Source organism: Bacillus lumedeiriae (assembly GCF_044891285.1).
In the GTDB taxonomy this organism is placed as follows: Bacteria; Bacillota; Bacilli; order Bacillales; family Domibacillaceae; genus Pseudobacillus; species Pseudobacillus lumedeiriae.
In genome coordinates, this window is the sequence record NZ_JAUIYO010000006.1 from 109341 (window position 1) to 126751 (window position 17411).

Here is a 17411-nt window from a genome sequence, read left to right on the forward strand (position 1 = left end):
ACAAAACCTCCTATTTTTCATAACCTTTTTATATTTACTTTGCTACTGGCATGCTTCAATTACAAAAATAAAAGGACATGAACTCGAGTACTATCCCAAGTCCATGTCCTATAAAATACCTTCTTAATACATTGTTATTAATCACAAATTACGAATGCTTGGCGGCAGCTTTTTAAATCCTTTTGTCGTAATCAGCGCATAGATCAAGCCGATGACCATCCAGATTAAGCCTACTTTTAACGTCATTGGTGACAAGTTAATAAATAGATAGAAACAGATTAAAAAACCTAAGCCCGGAATGAGTAAATAACGGAAAAATTTCTTTTCTTTTTTACGAAAATAGTAATACACGATGACAGATAAGTTCACAAACATAAACCCAGTGAGACCGCCAAAGTTCATTAATTCTGCAACAAAATTTATTGGCAGGACAATCGCTCCAACAATACTCATGCTGCACATTAATAAAATATTATTGATCGGTGTTTTATATTTAGGATGTAGACGTGTAAAGAATTTTTTCGGCAATACTTCATCACGCCCCATGCTAAACATTAAACGTGAAGCACTCGCTTGACCTGTTAAACCCGCTGTCAAAGATGACACGATAATAGCTACTGTGTACAGTGTCGCAAGAATTGCACCGCCTGCTGCTTTCGCAACATCAAATAATGCTGTATCTGCTGAGCTAAAACTGTTTACATCCGGCCATACAAGCTGGGCAACGTAAGCTTGCACGATAAAAATCACCCCGCCGATTAAGCAGGAAAGAATGGCCGCTTTCCAAATATCATCTTTGGGATTTACAGCTTCTTCAGATAAGGTTGTAATAGAATCAAAACCTAAAAATGAGAAACATGCCATCGCCGCACCTGAAATAATGGCGGTCATGACAAACTTTTCGCTTTGAAAGAACGGAGTAATCGATACTAGTGCGGATGCACCGTCCCCACCTACAATTGTTTTTATACAAAAAATCACAAATACAACAACAACTATTCCCATAAACAATACTAATAGCTGGTTCGTTTTCGCTGCCATTGCAATTCCAAGAATATTTACTGTTGTAATAATACCAGCAATGATCAATACCCATATCCAATAAGGAATAGATGGAACTAATGCATTAGCATAGGACCCGCCTACCATAAAGACAATTAACGGTACTAGTACATAGTCCATAAACATGGCCCAGCCGGCAAAAAAACCTAAATGTGGATGAATGGCACGTTGTGTATACGTATACGTAGATCCGGAAATAGGAAATGCAGCAGCCATCCTTCCATAACTATAGGCAGAAAACATCATTGCCACCATGGCGATTAAATAAGCTAGTGGCAGCATACCGCCTGTTGACTGTGCTGCAAAGCCATATATATAAGCGGGCGCAATGGGCGTCATAAAAGCAATTCCGTAAATCACCAAATCCTTCAGAGTCAAGACACGCTTGAAATGAGAAGCCGAACTGACGTGATGTGAATTCATTTGTACATTACTCATTTAAAAGGATTCCTCTCTATCTTTGAACGACTGCACGTTGTTCCATTTCCTCTGAAATGAGTTGAATGGTTTCGTCGGTGCTCATTACTTGGCAATATATTTGGTTCATAATCATGATTTCTGCATCATGTAATTGTTGTGTAGCAGCAGCACACGCATCTTCTACTAAAATCACTTCAAAACCAGCATCGGCTAAGCTGCGAACCGTCGAAGCAACACATTGGTCTGTGACAACCCCTGTACATACAATTGTTTCAATGCCCATGTTTCGAAGTAAAAACTCATAGTTTGTACCGCTTAACACACTATCTGTTGTTTTATTTACTACGATTTCATCCTCTAATGGTTTTAATTCATCAACCATTTCCGCACCTGGATCACCGATTGGCAATAAAATGTTATTCCATCCCGGGCGGCGCTGTACCGGAGAACGGTCACGTCCATCCTTGTGATGACAGGCAATACGTCCGAAAGTGACTTCTAATTGATTAGCACGGAAAAAGTCTAGTAGTTTTTTATTGTTTGGAATCGCTACGTGATCAATGCGATCAAAGAAATACTCCCATTTATCGAACATTCCCTTTTCTCTTGCAATTTGAGCATCCAATCCATCACGGCTAATAAATTGATTCTGCATATCAACGATTAAAAGTGCTGTTTTTTCCGGATCTAATTTCATTTTCCCTTCATCAGTTGGAATAAATTCGTAATAAAGTGTTTGTTGATTTTCCATAATAATCTCCTTCGTGTTAGCCTTTACAAGCTGTATTTTTTTAAAAATAAAAGGCGATGTTAATGACTAGTGTTGATGCTGTCCTTTTGTTGATTGAAGCGGAAAGCGAGCGCCCCGGCAAAAATCAACAGGTAAGTTTAACAAAGCCTAATAAAAAAAGAGATTCCCCGTTTATACTAGGGAATCTCTTGATGGCAATAAAAAAGACTATATACCTTCTCCGAGATAGAACCCGGAAATCGATGTAGTCATTCCAAATTCCTCACCCTTTTATCTCTTTTTGAGATAGCACAACTTAATAAATCGGGAAATTTATTAAGACAGTTCTGTAATTATTCATTACAGACCCAATACATAATGGCGAGAACTCATTACATACTTCGGCGATATTTCCTTCTGCATAGCTTCTTCATCTTCTCGGACTCCACTAAGCACTAATAAATATCGCGCCTCTACCTCACAGTCATAAGCAGTGAGGCTATTAAATTATAGGAATAATTATATAATTATAACTATTCAAATGTCAAACCTATATTTTCATAGACTAAAACTTGTTTCATTGAATTAAGAAAGTTATATTCATAAATTTTATATTATTCCACAAAATCAATGTCATTGTTTTGCTAGGTAAATAAATAGGATTAGGTATTTATTAAGTATAAGATTAGGAGTATGATAATAGGTAAAAAGGAAAGAGGGCATCATATGGATTCAACATTCTCACCAGCAAGAACAACCAAAACAAAAACGAAAACCATTGTTATCAATGCGCTTTTCATCACATTAACCCTTGTAGCCACCATGTTTATCAACATAAGACTCCCAATCATGGGAAATGGAGGCCTCATCCATCTCGGTAACGTGCCTCTTTTTATAGCCGCTTTCGTTTTTGGCAAAAGAACAGGAGCGATCGCAGGCGCCTTTGGAATGGGCCTCTTTGATCTTCTCTCTGGCTGGACAGTTTGGGCGCCGTTTACATTCGTCATCGTAGGTACGATGGGCTTCGCAGCTGGTCTTATAGCCGAGAAGGCACCCGGCAAAAGAGCAGTCGTATACACACTTGCGATTGTCGCTGCACTCATTATAAAAATCGTAGGCTACTATTTTACTGAAGTCATTCTTTATAGTAACTGGATACAGCCATTCGGCTCCATCCCAGGCAACGTGATGCAAGTTGTTCTAGCTGGAATCATTGTTTTACCGCTTGTAGGACGCTTAAAGAAAATTTCCGGAAAATAGAGAAAAAGAAGAAACGTGCTTCTAGTGCAGATTCACTAGGGGCACGTTTCTTCTTTTCATACTCAAACGCCATTAAGATATTTCCAAACAAAGATACGAGATAAAGCATTCAATATCCTTTTCTAAGCCAATACTCTTCCCACTCTTTATACCGATGATTCCTCTGACCCTGATCATAATCAATGATGGCACGACTAGGGTCAATCCAGCGAATCATTTGATTTTGATAGAAATAGAAACGATTTTCAATTCTGCCTTTATAAAAAAAGATAAAGAAAAGCGTTTCGGTATCATCATAATAATATTCCATTGAGCCTTCTGGTGTTATTTCAATCACTTTCTTAATGATCCCCCGGCTATTTCTAAACACTTGCTTTTTATGCCCCTCCATTGAGAGGGTGTCTCGTTTAGTCATAGAGGAAATTTGACTATTAATAGCGTTATATTCGGCTCTTATATTCTTAATGATGGGCTCAACTTCACCTGGATGTACTGTTGTGGTCTCTTCTTCTTGATTCAATGAGTAAAGTGTTGGGTTGCCGTATATAATCTTTGTGACAGGTGACTCCATTTGACTAGGAGAATAAAAGATAAGTTCTGAGTCCTCTGAAGCATAATATAAATAAAACAATCCGTCTTTATCCTTTCCCTGTTCAAAACTTACATGTTCATCCCCATCACCTAAGGCTTTTTTGATTTCCTGAAAATTATATTTCGAAGAATGAACAGGCTTTAATTCTGCAGCATAATTCAAGCCGTTATTTGGAGAAATAGTATAAATGACGTCCTCATACTCCAGCAAAATATCCTCATTGCGGACATATTCTTTTAATGGTTTACCAAATTGGCGGATTAATTCATCTTTTGATGTACCAATCTGTAAAATCCCCATTAAATTACCAGTACTCAATTCTTCTAAAAGATGAAAATCCGGTAAGGTATGCAGTTTGGGATCTGTCGCATGTGTCGTTTTATTCGTATCGGATTTTGGAGGCGTACTATTCTTGCCCACTGGCACTTCCTCTTCCTCATTATGTTGAACTGAATCCTTCACTGCGCCGGGTTCTTTTTTTCCATCAGCCATCAGATAAACGCCTAAGATAAGAAAAACGATACCTACCGTGGAAAAAATAGCAATAATCACTCCCTTCACAGTTTTTCTTCTCGTTCCTTTTAAAACAGTTCTATTTTCTTCTGATTCCTTTGAACTAGTATTTAAAAGCGGCGGCGGGTGGGGAATCACAAATTTTGTCCCACACATTGTACAGAAGGTCTGTCCTTCCTTTACACTTTCACCGCACTTTGTACAAATTGGCATCATTCTTCCTCTCCTTTACGGCACTCAGACAGCGATCATACGGCCAAATAGATCTAGTTCTATTTTATCAATTTATGGTGAATTTTTCATTAATAGAACAGATACACTGCCATGTTTGAAATGGATCCCCAAATAGGAAAAAGACTTCCCACAAAAAGTGAGAAGCCTTTTTCAATAGAATAACAGAACATGCATTCCACATTCATATACGCTTAATCTTTGAGATGCTGCATTTAGGTTACAGCTTCAAAAAATCAGCACTCTCTTATAATGCGCCTTCGCTCGTTGTCTGTAACGGCGATTTTCCGCTTAGACGAAGCGCCTTCTCTGTTGAAGCATGAATTTCGTTGAATAGTTCTGGGTTTTCCGCTAGTTTCATGCCATAAGAAGGAATCATTTCTTTGATTTTTGGTTCCCACTCTTTGGTATATTCTGGGAAGCACTTGTTGATTACTTCAAGCATAACGTGAACAGCTGTAGAAGCACCTGGAGAAGCACCAAGTAATGCAGCAACCGAGCCGTCAGCAGCACTAACTACTTCCGTACCAAACTGAAGTGTGCCTTTGCCGCCAGCTTCAGTGTCCTTAATTACTTGTACACGCTGACCCGCTACCACGATATCCCAATCTTCGCTTTTAGCATTAGGAACGAATTCTCGCAACTCTTCAATACGCTGCTCTTTAGACAGCATTAATTGTTGGACCAGGTATTTTGTTAATGCCATGTTTTTTGCGCCTGCCGCTAACATAGTGAAGAGATTATTCGGTTTGATGGAAGCGAATAAATCCAGGTTAGAACCAGTTTTTAGGAACTTTGGTGAGAAGCCGGCAAACGGTCCAAACAGCAATGATTTTTTGTTGTCAATATATCGTGTATCAAGATGCGGAACAGACATCGGAGGGGCACCAACGGCAGCTTTGCCGTACACTTTTGCATGATGCTGTTCTACAATCTCTGGATTGTTACATGCTAGGAATAGTCCACTTACTGGGAATCCTCCGATATGTTTACTTTCAGGAATACCCGTTTTTTGTAATAAAAGCAAGCTTCCGCCGCCTCCGCCGATAAAGACAAACTTTGCCGCATGACGTTCAACTTGACCGCTGGCATTACGCACTTTTAATTCCCATAAGCCGTCACTCGTGCGTTTCATATCATCCACCTTATGTTGATAGTGGACATCGACACCCTGATCTTTTAAGTGATCAAACAACATACGTGTTAACGCGCCAAAGTTGACGTCCGTTCCAGAGTCAATTTTCGTTGCCGCGATAGGCGTTTGTGATGTACGGCCATCCATAATAACTGGAATCCACTCTTTTAGTTTTTCCGGTTCATCAGAAAATTCCATTCCTTTGAACAAGGTATGATCCGAAAGCGCCTCAAACCGCTTTTTTAAAAACTTCACATTTTGTTCGCCTTGTACTAAACTTATGTGAGGCAATGGCATAATAAAGTCTTGCGGATTACGGATTAGATTGTTATTTACAAGGTGAGACCAAAATTGTGTTGAAACGTGAAACTGTTCATTAACATTGATCGCTTTAGTAATATCTATAGAGCCATCTGATTTTTGAGGAGTATAGTTAAGTTCACACAGTGCAGCATGCCCTGTTCCTGCATTATTCCATTCGTTAGAGCTTTCCTCTCCCGCTTCGTCAAGCTTCTCGAATACTTTAATTTTCCAGTCGGGTGCCAATTCCTTCAGGAGTGTACCTAGCGTTGCACTCATGATTCCAGCACCAATTAAGATAACGTCTGTTTTAGTTTGTAGGCTACTCATCTTTACCATCCTTATGTCCTAAGATCTGCAGAAAGGATGTAGGCGCTCCTTCTTAGGCATCACAAGCAAGCCAAGGCGCGACCTGATCACACACCTTTTCTGTATCAATTATTATCCGCTTATAGTATATCACATATCTAGTTATAGTGTATCACAATTATTTATTGATTAAAATATCTACTGTTATATCTATATGATAGTTGTACGATATTTAAAAGCTATTGAAAAGGGAAAAGTCCTTCCACAAGCCCCTAAACTAAGGCATTCATCCAGCTTTTTGCAAGAGATAAGGCTTTAGCTTTCCGTTATTAACGGTCCTCTTATTGTAGACACTGCATTTCTTTTGCAAGTACTGCGGAATAACGTTGTGTTTTTGAGCTTTGTTAATATCCCTTGTTTTAATTATTGACTCTTCTCAAAATAAGTTTCCTATTCTATTGTATAACAGCATATAAAACGTTTGGACGCTTTGCCAGCTTTCCTCATACAAAAAATCCCCTAGAACTTTTTCGTCCTAGAGGATCATTACCAACTCTATTCCACATGACTTTCCAACGTTTCTATTCTGTACAGAACTCATTTTCGTTTTAAGGAAGGATAGAGTCCGTCTATTCTAGCCCTCTCCTTTGAAGAGTCCCACAGGCAAATAGTAAGAAAGGTTATTCGTAATCATCCCTCCGACCCTATAACCGAGTGCTGCCGCTTTCCCGTTAAGCAAAAAGCTTCCAAGCAGCAGTTTACCTTCCTGTTTTCCTCTTTCACTATGAAAGGTAATAGTCGGATGCTTCACAAATTGCTGATAAACAGGGATGTATTCCAAATAGGACCTTTGAACATCTGCATGGATTAACTGGCCGCCCTCATTAAATATTTCTAACGTGTCCCCTTCTCTCCCAAAGGCAGGCTTTTTCACATAAGAAAGACCCTTTTGTATAAAATAATGGGATTCAAGATAAGTCGGGAGAAAGTATTCATCGATCCACCTATGCTCTTCCCCTGTAAAAAAAGGATGATGCTCTTCATGCAGCCCCCAAATGACTGCTTGAACGACTTTACTTTGCAGCAAAAAGGCTGAGGGAGGATTAATAACAGCAAGCTTCCTCTCCGCAACAAGCTCTAATAACCATAAACCAATGGGATTTCCTTCTCCATCTTCATCCTTGATCAAACTTTCTATCGGGAATGTTTGCCGGTAAAGGACGTCTATTCTGATTCCATTCTCATCAAAAAGACCGATGCCCCTTTGAATTTGCAGCTTATGAAGCGGGGTAAATTTAGATGGCACACCTTTTTGAAGATATCGTACGGTTTCGTGATCTTCGATGTGATCCTCGTGAGCCGTAAAAACAACATGAGGGTGTTCCTTATCTGTACTTTGGTCTATGCTTCCTCGAACGGCTTTCCGTAAAAAGCGTTCCATGCCCTCATTTGGATTCTCTACTCCAAATTCCTTGCACACCATCCCATTTATATGAAATAATTCTTTGATAAATGTAGGCGTATCGGCATTGATTTCAATGCATTTATAGCTATTTCCATGTGGAATGAGGTCAAGCCGTGAAATCACGCTCTCGAACGGAAGGGTTTTTAACCTGATAAATGAAAGTGTTTCTTTTGGAAACCCCATTTCCAGAAGAGTTTCATCAGGTACCCTCCTAAGCAAGGAGCCTATTTTAAAAAAAATGAACCCAATACGTTCACTTATAAGACGTATATGGGCAGCCTCCTCTTCGCTTAACAGCTTTATATCATACAGCGCATACTCTTCTCCATACAGATCAGCCCAAAAGTTTTCCACTCCTTCATAAAACTGCTGTCGTTTTGTACGATACATTTGTCCACTCAATCCTCCGCCTCTCCTACACTCTTGACGTATATCACGTACACTCCGCGATCTTCATCAATCTCCGTAGAGGTAACAAGCTTTTGTCCGATTCCGGGAATATCAACAACATCCTTTAAGAGAAAGCGAAGAACGTCAAAATGAGTACTGCAGGGAATACGGGAAAGCAGCTTAAAATTCATCCGGTCATTCGGGCTGCGAAACTCGATATGTAATCCATCCCCCCGAAAACTTCTTTCATCTTCCCCTGGAAGATTCCTTCCTATTTCTTTAATCACTAAAACATCTTCTTCTCCATCCATCTCATTTGAAGTGAGCTCGTATTGGGTTCCTCTCATAATAAGATACGTACACAGCTGCCTGGCGTAAAGTTCATCCAATCCAACATTGGGAGTGGTGTATTCATAGAACGGTTCATAACAGCCATTTCCTTTATCAAGGTAATAAGTTAATGTTTTCAATACACTTTCCCACCTTAGTTAGTAAGATAGACATTTTGCTAAGACCCAGCCAATCGCTAATGATAAAGATAGCAGCATCGTCCCGACTGCCTGGTTATCCTCTTCGATCGCCTGATGAATGCTAAAACGAATCGTGATCACTTCTGCTAGAATAAACACAATAATTTGAGAAATAATCCCGATGACTCCCCAAATTATCATATCAAGCAGCGACACCGAATATTCAGCAGCAGCCCCTAAAACAATTGCCAAACCTATGACTTTCCCACCGAGTGACATGGCCGCTGTTACATTTTTCTCAGCAATCAAACGAAATTCCTTTAACTTCGGTGTGCTGATGGCGAATAAAGCCACTCCCACAAGAAGCAGAAGCAGAGCCACTCCTAAATAAGATAGAAAATTAATATATAAATGCACATTCATCCTTCCTTTCCACTTGAATCACATAGGGACACTTATCCCCCGAAGATTTTCGATCCACTGCCAAATCCAGAGCTTGTCTTCATTCCTCCCTTAAAGGAGGAGCTGTTTTTGTAGTCTTTATAGGCACTGCTTTTTAATAACGAGTTTTTATCGCTATAATAACGGCCTCCATGATAATAATGACCATGATGACTTGATCGGTCATCATCGCATACCCAAACACCCTGATCATCGTCCCATTCCCAATCATCACAGCTTTGATCATTTGGTTTAGGAGGGAGATTAGCGCTGCTTGAACCGCACCCAACAAGCCCAAAAGTCAGTGCCGTCGTCGTAATACCTGCCATGATTTTTCTCGTTTTCTCCACTGCTTTCACCCCTTTTTCTGCTTGCATTATACTTTACGAGTTTATTTTAAAAAAAGATTCGAAAGTATTATTCCTAGCATTCTTATGAAATCAACCCGTTTCACGAACTTTATTATTTTTTAGAAAAAGGTACCCACTTTTGTAATGGGTGAACGTCCGAGCGCCTTTCTCCTTTCTATACTTATACAAACAATGGATTTTCCAACACAGCACTTAAAGAGAAGAGTGAGATAATTTAACTTGGACGTGAAAAAGCCTGACCATGATAAATTTAGGTCAGGCATCGTACTTTGATTATAATGAATGGATTTCTTATCGGAAGATCAATCGGCCACGATATTATTTAAGAACATCCTCCACAAACCATTTCTCTGAAATTTTCGTATATGTGCCGTCGTCGATCATATCTTTTAACGCTTTGTTCACTTCATCAATCAGCGGTTGATTGCCTTTTCTAAACATTAATGCGATTTGTGACACATCAGTATCCGTAGCGACAACTTTTACTGGTACATCTGGTTTATGCTTCTTAAAGTCAAGATAAGAAAGCTTATCATTAAAAGTAACATCCACGCGCTTGGAAGTGAGCAGCTCAATTGCTTGGTTAAATCCTTCTACTCCGATCACTTCAGCACCATTCGCTTTTGCGATATCTGTATAGTTGCTCGTCAATGATTGAGCTGATTTCAATCCTTTGACATCTTTAAAACTTTTTACAGTATCATTGTCTTCATGCGTGATTAATACGGCTGCAGATTTAGTATATATATCGGAAAAGTCATACTTTTCTTGACGGTCTGCTCGAAGTCCCACTTGATTCGCAACCACATCAAAGCGCTTAGCATCCAATCCAGCAAAAAGAGCATCCCATTGTGTCTCGATAAAAACAGGCTCAACATCGAGACGTTTCGCAATTTCTCTTACAATTTCCACATCAAAACCAGTTAACTCGCCTTTATCATCGTGGAACGTAAATGGAGGGTATGTCCCTTCTGTTCCAACTAATAACTTGCCTTCTTTCTTCACTTTTGCCAAAAGGTCATCATTCTGTGCTGTTTCTTTTTCCGCATTTTTTGTCTCTGCAGGCTGCGCTTTGTTCGTTCCACAACCTGAAAGTAAAAGCATAAGACTAAATAATATTATATATAATATTGAAAAATTCCTCATTCTTAACCCTCAATTCCTATGTGTTTTATAAGTATTAATCATCATATTACATGAACTTACTAGATCTCGTCAACATTTTATATAAAAACAAGCTCATCCTAACCGTCATTAGAATGAGCTTGTGCCTATGTCAAAAGATTCCTATTACACTCACTACATCTGTTTTAACAAGTATTCACACACTTTATCCGATCGAAGCCTAGCTGCCACATAAGGGGGCTGAACTCCTCTAGCGCCTTCGAGCGGAAGTCCCAGCCACAAAACTTTCTCATCAATGATCACAAACGGAAATGGAAAGCTCTCGTCCAGCCAGACATCACATCCGCTCCACTTTTGATTCGAAATAACGGTCAGCTTTAGTCGTTTATCTCTATTTAACAACTGCTTCGTCCATTCTTCAGATAACTTAGTTCCCTCCGGCAGGGAGATGGTAATCGATGACTTCGCGGATGCCAGGTCCTGAAAAACAGCTTCCACTTTTCGCGCATGAATCCACCTTAGTTTTGGACATTGGTTTCGAATCCATGAACCAATTTCTTTTGTTGTGACGGTTTGTTCGTTCCGAACCTGATGGTCAACAAGCTGTCGCAGCGTTTTCCCTTGATAAACATGCTTTTCGATAAAATGCCTGTTGCTGACGTGAAGAAATTTCCCTTTCGTTCTCGTAATAGCTACGTTAATCAAACGTTCACTTTCCTTGCCAGTCAGCAGCATGCCAGCCCGGCCTTGCGGGGCACTATCGACCGTATCAAATATGACTACGTCCCGTTCACTCCCCTGAAACCGATGGACAGTAGCCGCAATAATATCCGCTCCGCTGTGTTGATTCTCATATATCTCTTCAAGAAGCAGTTCCATAAGATTCGCCTGAGCACGGTATGGTGTCACATACCCGATCGATTTCGCTCCGCTTAATGCTGCTTCATGAATCAATTGAAAGGAAAGCAGCAGCTGCCATAGATTGAATCTAGAATTGGTTGCCTTATCATTTACACAATGCAGTCCCGTGAAACTCGTATCCAAAAGGACTGCCGCCTTCTCTTCAAAAGGGGCAAGGCTTGTGATCCTATTCCTGCTTTTATACACACTTTCATGATCTCCGACCAGTGAATGATAGATGTATCGATTTGTAAAAGCTGAAATATCAGGGTGCATCCTCCGCTGTTCTTTTAATAAAAAAAGCTGAGGATGAAGCTTCTCTTCATTCAGCCATTCTACCACTCCAGCCTTATGAAACACATCTTCTTTCAGCCATTTGGCCACTGCTAAGTCCCGGCTTGAAGCAATCGGAGGCAATTGCTTGAAATCACCACAAATAATGACTCGTTTTCCCAAGGCCGCGGCAAAAGCCGCCTGTGGCACATAGGCCATACTTGCTTCATCGAGGATGACGATATCATAGTCTAGTTCATAAACAGCGCTGTCACTAGCCGCCTTTGCGAGCGTCGTACCGACAATGAACGCATCTTTGACTAATTGAACTTCCTTCTTCCGGACCTTTTCCAGAATCCTGGCAATCTTTGTTTCTAATTCCAGCAGATGAACCGAATCTCGTTTACTGAAAGAATGGGCCAAGTCCTGCTTTAAGTGACGCCTTTCTTCAATAAGTCTCTCTCGATCCTGGGCAAGGAGCGGGTCCTGCTTTTCAATCATCAGATTAGTCGTAATTTCATGATGCGCTGATAAAGTTTCCCCGTTGTTCCCCCCGTAACGGAGCACATCCCCTTCTCGAAATCTTTTTTTCTTTTTAATAAAGTTCGTCAGTTCCCCCATCAATACATCAACAGCTTGATTGCTATGCGACAAAATCAACACTTTTCTCTTCTGAAAATATTTATTAGCTGCTGTTCTCGCCAAGGTGTATGTTTTTCCGGTACCCGGAGGACCCCAGACGAACGTGGCCGGATTGTATTTCGACCGTAAAATCAATTCATGGACACTACTCTTGATCTTTTCCTCAGGATGCTTAGTTTCCATAGAAGGATTCATCAATCTCTTCACTCTCAGCCGCTTTCGTTTGCTTTTTTTAATTTCATCCAAGCGCTCGATTAATTGTTCCAGCAGCTCCCAAGGATCATGCAGCAGATATGCGTCCGGGATGAGGTCGCCAAAGTTTTTCTCTAATGCGAGAATGATTCCCCTGCCCTCAGAGGAAAGCACCTTCCCACTGCTTTTCATCGTTCCCCATTCCAATTTTATAGAGGAACCAACTGGTATCCTCAATGAGATGGCTGTATCAAAATAGTAGCTATAAGGGCCGTCGTTTGATAACAGTCTTCCATTCTTTACAGAATAGCGGCTTCCGCCAAACTTTTTTAAGTGATCGATCTCTTGCTGCAGGGCCTGCTGCCATTCTTTAATATATGTTTTCGTTGTTGTCATTTGCTTCCCCTTGTCATTTACTGCTCGTAAGATTGTTCCAAAGTTGGTCTATGATAATAATGCTCTGCCATTTGTAAATCAATTCGCAAATTTTATTGTAAAAATACACGGCTGTCAAAAGTAAACTGTACTTCAACTGTAAGAAATCTAAACAATGGAGGATTTGATTTCCAAACGCGCTTAAAAACCTCACCTGCTTATGGTACGGTTCAGTATAATATATTTAAATGGGGTTATGAAACCGAATTGAAATAGTTTTTTCAAGGCTGGCTTTCTTTGTTGCTCACATTAAAAAAGACTAGCAACTGAAGTGTCGCTAGTCTTTGTTCTAATTGTTTGAGCGGTACCAGATGTTTATCACACAAGCTGATGTTCTTGGATAAAACCTTTTAATATATCACTTAAATTCGGACTGCCCATTTCATTTAAATCATAGTGTACACGTGTACATGGTTTATTAATCGAAATGACGCGGGTTAAATCGATAGGTGTCCCAATAATCACTGCATCACAGTCAGCCTTATTAATCGTTTCTTCAAGGTCTTTCAGCTGCTGTTCGCCGTATCCCATCGCTGGAAGGACGTTTCCAATATGTTGGTATTTGTTTAACGTTTCAGTTAGTGTACCTACTGCAAATGGACGTGGGTCAATGATTTCCTTCGCACCCAGGCGTTCCGCTGCAACTGTGCCTGCACCAAGTTTCATCTCTCCATGTGTCAACGTCGGACCATCTTCAACGACTAACACGCGTTTCCCAACAATACTCTCTGGATGATCGACTGTAATCGTTGATTCAGCTTTAATAATTGTGCTGTGTGGATTTGCGAATTTTATATTATTTTCTACGATTTGAACGGCTTCCTCTGCTGCACTATCTACTTTGTTAATGATGGCCACGTCGGTTGTTCTTAAACATACTTCGCCAGGATAGTATTTCAGCTCATGACCTGGGCGATGCGGGTCCAAGACAGTAACAGCTAAATCAGGTTCGAAAAAAGAGAAATCATTATTTCCTCCGTCCCATAAAATAACGTCACAGCCATCTGGATCATTTTCAGCTGCTGCCAAAATGTCGGCATAATCAACGCCGGCATACACAATATTCCCTCGTGCCACATGCGGTTCATATTCTTCCATTTCTTCGATCGTACAATTATGTTTCTTTAAATCCTCAACAGTCGCAAAGCGCTGAACACGTTGTGCGTTTAAATCGCCGTAAGGCATCGGATGTCTCACTGCAATGACTTTTAAATCATGCTCCAGCAGCGTTTCGATAATTTTTCGGGACGTTTGGCTTTTTCCAGTCCCAGTCCGCACAGCGCAAACGGAAATGACGGGCTTATTACTTTTTAACATCGTGCTGTTTGGACCCAGCAATGTGAAGTTAGCACCTGCTGCATTCACGATTGCACCTACGCTCATCACATCTTCGTAACTAATATCACTATACGCAAAAACACATTCATCCACTTGTAAGTCTTTAATCAACTCTGGTAATTGATCTTGTGAATAAATGGGAATCCCTTCTGGATATAACCCGCCTGCTAATTCACTTGGATATTTACGTCCATCGATATCTGGAATTTGTGCTGCTGTAAAAGCAACAACTTTATATGCTTCATTATGGCGATAATACGTATTAAAATTGTGAAAATCTCTTCCTGCCGCACCTATAATAATAATATTTTTTCTTTCCATAGCACTCTCTCCTATAATGACAATGAATTATAATAATAATAACTTCGAATGTATATTAATACAATAAAATTGTCAAAAGTACCATAAATTAAATAATTAGGAAATTATTAAATATGCGATTAGGAATATGATGTTATTTAAAAAAAGAAGGAGAGCATCATATCGATTCAACATTCTCACAGGCAGAAACTACTTAACTCTTTGCTCCTTTTAGGTTTCCCGAAACGAGAATAGAACCTAAAAGTACGATTATCGCGCCTATGATAAATTGGATGCTGACAGGGATACCAATAAATAAAATTTCGATGACTATAGCCCAAAAAACATACGTATTGTTAAGCGATTGACCCCTAGCGGCACCGATTAAATTAATTGACATGTAGTATAAAGAATAATTGGCAGCTCCTAATAAACCTGCTATAACTATGATCCATACGACCTTAGATGAAGCGGCTTCAAATACCAATGGATATCCATGAATAAATGGTACAATTAGTATTGCATAACATAGTGCTGAAGTCATCTGTCTTATATTAATGGCATATAGAGGAACAACCTCTTTTCCTTTCATTCCCCAAGCACCGATCACCCCTTCAAGTCCCCAAAATATGGCGGCCCCTAATGAAAACAATATTCCTATGTAAAAATGACTATCGACGCTAAACTTCGATGGCATATATGCTAATATAATCACCCCGATGATACTTAAAACAACACCGGACCAAGTTCTTCTGTTCATTTTTTCCTTCAAAAAAGTGAAAGCAAGTACAGCACCGATCCCTGGGAATATAGAAGAAATACTTGCGGCATAAGTTACCCCTGCATATTGGATACCAAGAAAATAAAAGGTCATTGCCAAAGGACCGCCGAACACTGCTCCTAAAACTAAAATCGCTCCGCTCTTTGTCTTTAACAACTTTAATACATTAATAAATTCACCTTTTACAATCATAAGTGAGGATATCCATAAGGCAGAGAAAAAGTCATGCATGAAGGCGGCTATAATTGGAGCAAGTACAACAGCCTGTTTAAAAGGTGTACTTGCTATTATAATGCTAATTATCACCGTGTCTATTCCCCAAGCAACAGCTGAAGCAGCCCCTAGGCCTATACCCATTCTAGCCTTTTTAATACTTTTTACATTCATCAACCTGACCTCTTTTTCAAAATTCATTTCACCGGAATCTGACCAAGTTAATAACCAGCTTTATTTTCTGATGAACCATTTCACTCAACATTCCATTAAATGATCCATTACACTATTTATTCCTTCTCTGTACCGGCTGGCAATTTATATTTAATTTGTCTTTCAAGAGTAAAGTTTATACCCCTCTCAGCAAAACAATATAAAGCTCAAATGCTTGCGCAACTTCCTTTTTTCCGGACACTTATTATTCCCCTGACCTCGATCATCATCATTGGTGACATGATTAAGGTTCATCCACCGAATCATTTGAAAAGGTTGAACAAATCGGCAAATACCAGGAGAAGGCTGCTCCTATCGTGGTAAATTTGTAAGAAAGCGAATAGGTGCAGGGATTTTCATAATAAAACATATTTACCTTTGAAAAATTGCCAAAAGGGCCTGCCCTAAACGCCAGTTTCCACTGACATTTAGGACAGGCCCGAAAAAGATCCATCCACCTCTTATTTTGTTAATAAAACCTGTTTTTGTTCTTTCTGCGAAGCTGCTAATATAACGTCATTTAGTGTTTCTGTACTTGTTACACTTGACTAGACTGCTAATGAATTTGTTGGTTTCTCCCACCCTTTTTCAGTGTCTACTGAAACTGCGGGGGCATAACCGTGAAGGAGGTAATAAGTTTAGTGGAGGCCCTAGAGTATCACCGGCCTGCCTCCCTATAAGTAACTATATATGTAAAAACAGCTTCATTATTTAAACCCTTAGCGAGCCACGGAACCCTCTTGCAGCATAATAGGACTCTGCTCCATTATGGTACACAAAAACAGTGTCGTAGCGGCGATCACAAAAGATGGCACCGCCGAGCTTTCTAATATTAACAGGTGTTTGCACCCAGCTCGACGTTTTCCTATCGAAATCCTCAAGCTTCTGCAGCTCCCGGTACTGTTCCTCCGTTAAAAGTTCAATGCCCATGTCAGCTGCCAGATCCATTGCGCTATTTTCTGGTTTGTGTTTTTTCCTTGACTCCAGCGCTTCACGGTCGTAACAAACGCTTCTACGGCCTTTAGGACTTTCCGCTGAACAATCATAAAAAAGGTATTCGTCCTTCTCCTCATCATAACCAACAACATCCGGTTCACCGCCGGTTTTCTCCATTTCATTGAGCGACCACGTTTTTTCAGCATTCGCTTCCAACTTTGCTTGAACTTTAGCCCATTCAAGACCTTGATGGCGGTTCATGTTTTTCTCAAAACGAACTTTCAATGCTCCGATTAATTCTTCACGTTGTTCTAGTGACAACTCTTTATTTTCCTTTGTCATATTCGTTTCCACCTTATTGTTTTTACTCATAA

The 17411-nt window shown here is 40.0% G+C and carries 14 protein-coding genes, 1 pseudogene and 1 riboswitch; of the genes and pseudogenes, 1 reads left to right on the forward strand and 14 read right to left on the reverse strand.

What is annotated here, in order from left to right:
* Positions 1-141: 141 nt before the first annotated feature.
* Together QYG89_RS10115 and QYG89_RS10120 are read right to left on the reverse strand one after the other, a co-directional pair.
* A complete protein-coding gene (locus tag QYG89_RS10115) occupies positions 142-1500 on the reverse strand; it encodes an APC family permease (protein ID WP_404316883.1) in 1359 nt (452 codons plus the stop codon).
* A gap of 16 nt (positions 1501-1516) precedes the next feature.
* Complete coding sequence (locus tag QYG89_RS10120; protein ID WP_404316884.1) at positions 1517-2233, reverse strand: cysteine hydrolase family protein; 717 nt, start codon at positions 2231-2233, stop codon at positions 1517-1519.
* A 278-nt stretch (positions 2234-2511) separates the two neighbouring features.
* Positions 2512-2696, reverse strand: a riboswitch (Lysine riboswitch).
* Positions 2697-2938: 242 nt separating this feature from the next.
* On the opposite strand from QYG89_RS10120, the gene QYG89_RS10125 reads away from it, so the two are divergent.
* Positions 2939-3472, forward strand: coding sequence for an ECF transporter S component (locus tag QYG89_RS10125; RefSeq protein WP_404316885.1), 534 nt, complete (start codon positions 2939-2941; stop codon positions 3470-3472).
* Between the two features lie 109 nt (positions 3473-3581).
* Here QYG89_RS10125 and QYG89_RS10130 read toward each other — a convergent pair whose 3' ends face one another.
* The 12 genes and pseudogenes from QYG89_RS10130 to QYG89_RS10185 form a co-directional block, all read right to left on the reverse strand.
* The gene (locus QYG89_RS10130) at positions 3582-4625 is read right to left on the reverse strand and encodes a hypothetical protein (protein ID WP_404316978.1); all 1044 of its coding nucleotides are present in this window, start codon (positions 4623-4625) and stop codon (positions 3582-3584) included.
* Positions 4626-4721: 96 nt separating this feature from the next.
* Positions 4722-4793 (reverse strand): annotated as a pseudogene (locus QYG89_RS10135) (zinc-ribbon domain-containing protein); the annotation flags it as partial.
* A 262-nt stretch (positions 4794-5055) separates the two neighbouring features.
* Positions 5056-6573, reverse strand: a complete 1518-nt coding sequence (locus QYG89_RS10140; protein ID WP_404316886.1) for a malate:quinone oxidoreductase — start codon at positions 6571-6573, stop codon at positions 5056-5058.
* 613 nt (positions 6574-7186) lie between these two features.
* Positions 7187-8407, reverse strand: a complete 1221-nt coding sequence (locus tag QYG89_RS10145) for a glutathionylspermidine synthase family protein (RefSeq protein WP_404316970.1) — start codon at positions 8405-8407, stop codon at positions 7187-7189.
* Positions 8408-8415: 8 nt separating this feature from the next.
* Entirely contained in the window at positions 8416-8877 is a 462-nt protein-coding gene (locus QYG89_RS10150; protein WP_404316887.1) for an RNA helicase, read from the reverse strand.
* Between the two features lie 18 nt (positions 8878-8895).
* Positions 8896-9300, reverse strand: coding sequence for a DUF350 domain-containing protein (locus QYG89_RS10155; RefSeq protein WP_404316888.1), 405 nt, complete (start codon positions 9298-9300; stop codon positions 8896-8898).
* 32 nt (positions 9301-9332) lie between these two features.
* Complete coding sequence (locus QYG89_RS10160) at positions 9333-9668, reverse strand: aminotransferase yhxA (protein ID WP_404316889.1); 336 nt, start codon at positions 9666-9668, stop codon at positions 9333-9335.
* Positions 9669-10007: 339 nt separating this feature from the next.
* The gene (locus QYG89_RS10165) at positions 10008-10835 is read right to left on the reverse strand and encodes an amino acid ABC transporter substrate-binding protein (RefSeq protein ID WP_404316890.1); all 828 of its coding nucleotides are present in this window, start codon (positions 10833-10835) and stop codon (positions 10008-10010) included.
* A 153-nt stretch (positions 10836-10988) separates the two neighbouring features.
* Positions 10989-13217 carry an AAA domain-containing protein gene (locus QYG89_RS10170; protein ID WP_404316891.1) on the reverse strand — a complete coding sequence of 743 codons (2229 nt, stop codon included), beginning with the start codon at positions 13215-13217 and terminating at the stop codon, positions 10989-10991.
* 357 nt (positions 13218-13574) lie between these two features.
* Positions 13575-14915, reverse strand: a complete 1341-nt coding sequence (locus QYG89_RS10175) for a cyclic 2,3-diphosphoglycerate synthase (protein WP_404316892.1) — start codon at positions 14913-14915, stop codon at positions 13575-13577.
* A 193-nt stretch (positions 14916-15108) separates the two neighbouring features.
* Positions 15109-16062, reverse strand: a complete 954-nt coding sequence (locus QYG89_RS10180) for a DMT family transporter (RefSeq protein ID WP_404316893.1) — start codon at positions 16060-16062, stop codon at positions 15109-15111.
* Positions 16063-16812: 750 nt separating this feature from the next.
* Positions 16813-17379 carry a DUF4256 domain-containing protein gene (locus tag QYG89_RS10185; protein WP_404316894.1) on the reverse strand — a complete coding sequence of 189 codons (567 nt, stop codon included), beginning with the start codon at positions 17377-17379 and terminating at the stop codon, positions 16813-16815.
* Between the last annotated feature and the right edge of the window lie 32 nt (positions 17380-17411).

Coding starts and splice junctions, on each gene's coding strand:
- QYG89_RS10115 (WP_404316883.1), bottom strand. CDS start 1,500: ATGAGTAATGTACAAATGAATTCACATCACGTCAGTTCGGCTTCTCAT.
- QYG89_RS10120 (WP_404316884.1), bottom strand. CDS start 2,233: ATGGAAAATCAACAAACACTTTATTACGAATTTATTCCAACTGATGAA.
- QYG89_RS10125 (WP_404316885.1), top strand. CDS start 2,939: ATGGATTCAACATTCTCACCAGCAAGAACAACCAAAACAAAAACGAAA.
- QYG89_RS10140 (WP_404316886.1), bottom strand. CDS start 6,573: ATGAGTAGCCTACAAACTAAAACAGACGTTATCTTAATTGGTGCTGGA.
- QYG89_RS10145 (WP_404316970.1), bottom strand. CDS start 8,407: ATGTATCGTACAAAACGACAGCAGTTTTATGAAGGAGTGGAAAACTTT.
- QYG89_RS10155 (WP_404316888.1), bottom strand. CDS start 9,300: ATGAATGTGCATTTATATATTAATTTTCTATCTTATTTAGGAGTGGCT.
- QYG89_RS10165 (WP_404316890.1), bottom strand. CDS start 10,835: ATGAGGAATTTTTCAATATTATATATAATATTATTTAGTCTTATGCTT.
- QYG89_RS10170 (WP_404316891.1), bottom strand. CDS start 13,217: ATGACAACAACGAAAACATATATTAAAGAATGGCAGCAGGCCCTGCAG.
- QYG89_RS10175 (WP_404316892.1), bottom strand. CDS start 14,915: ATGGAAAGAAAAAATATTATTATTATAGGTGCGGCAGGAAGAGATTTT.
- QYG89_RS10180 (WP_404316893.1), bottom strand. CDS start 16,062: ATGAATGTAAAAAGTATTAAAAAGGCTAGAATGGGTATAGGCCTAGGG.
- QYG89_RS10185 (WP_404316894.1), bottom strand. CDS start 17,379: ATGACAAAGGAAAATAAAGAGTTGTCACTAGAACAACGTGAAGAATTA.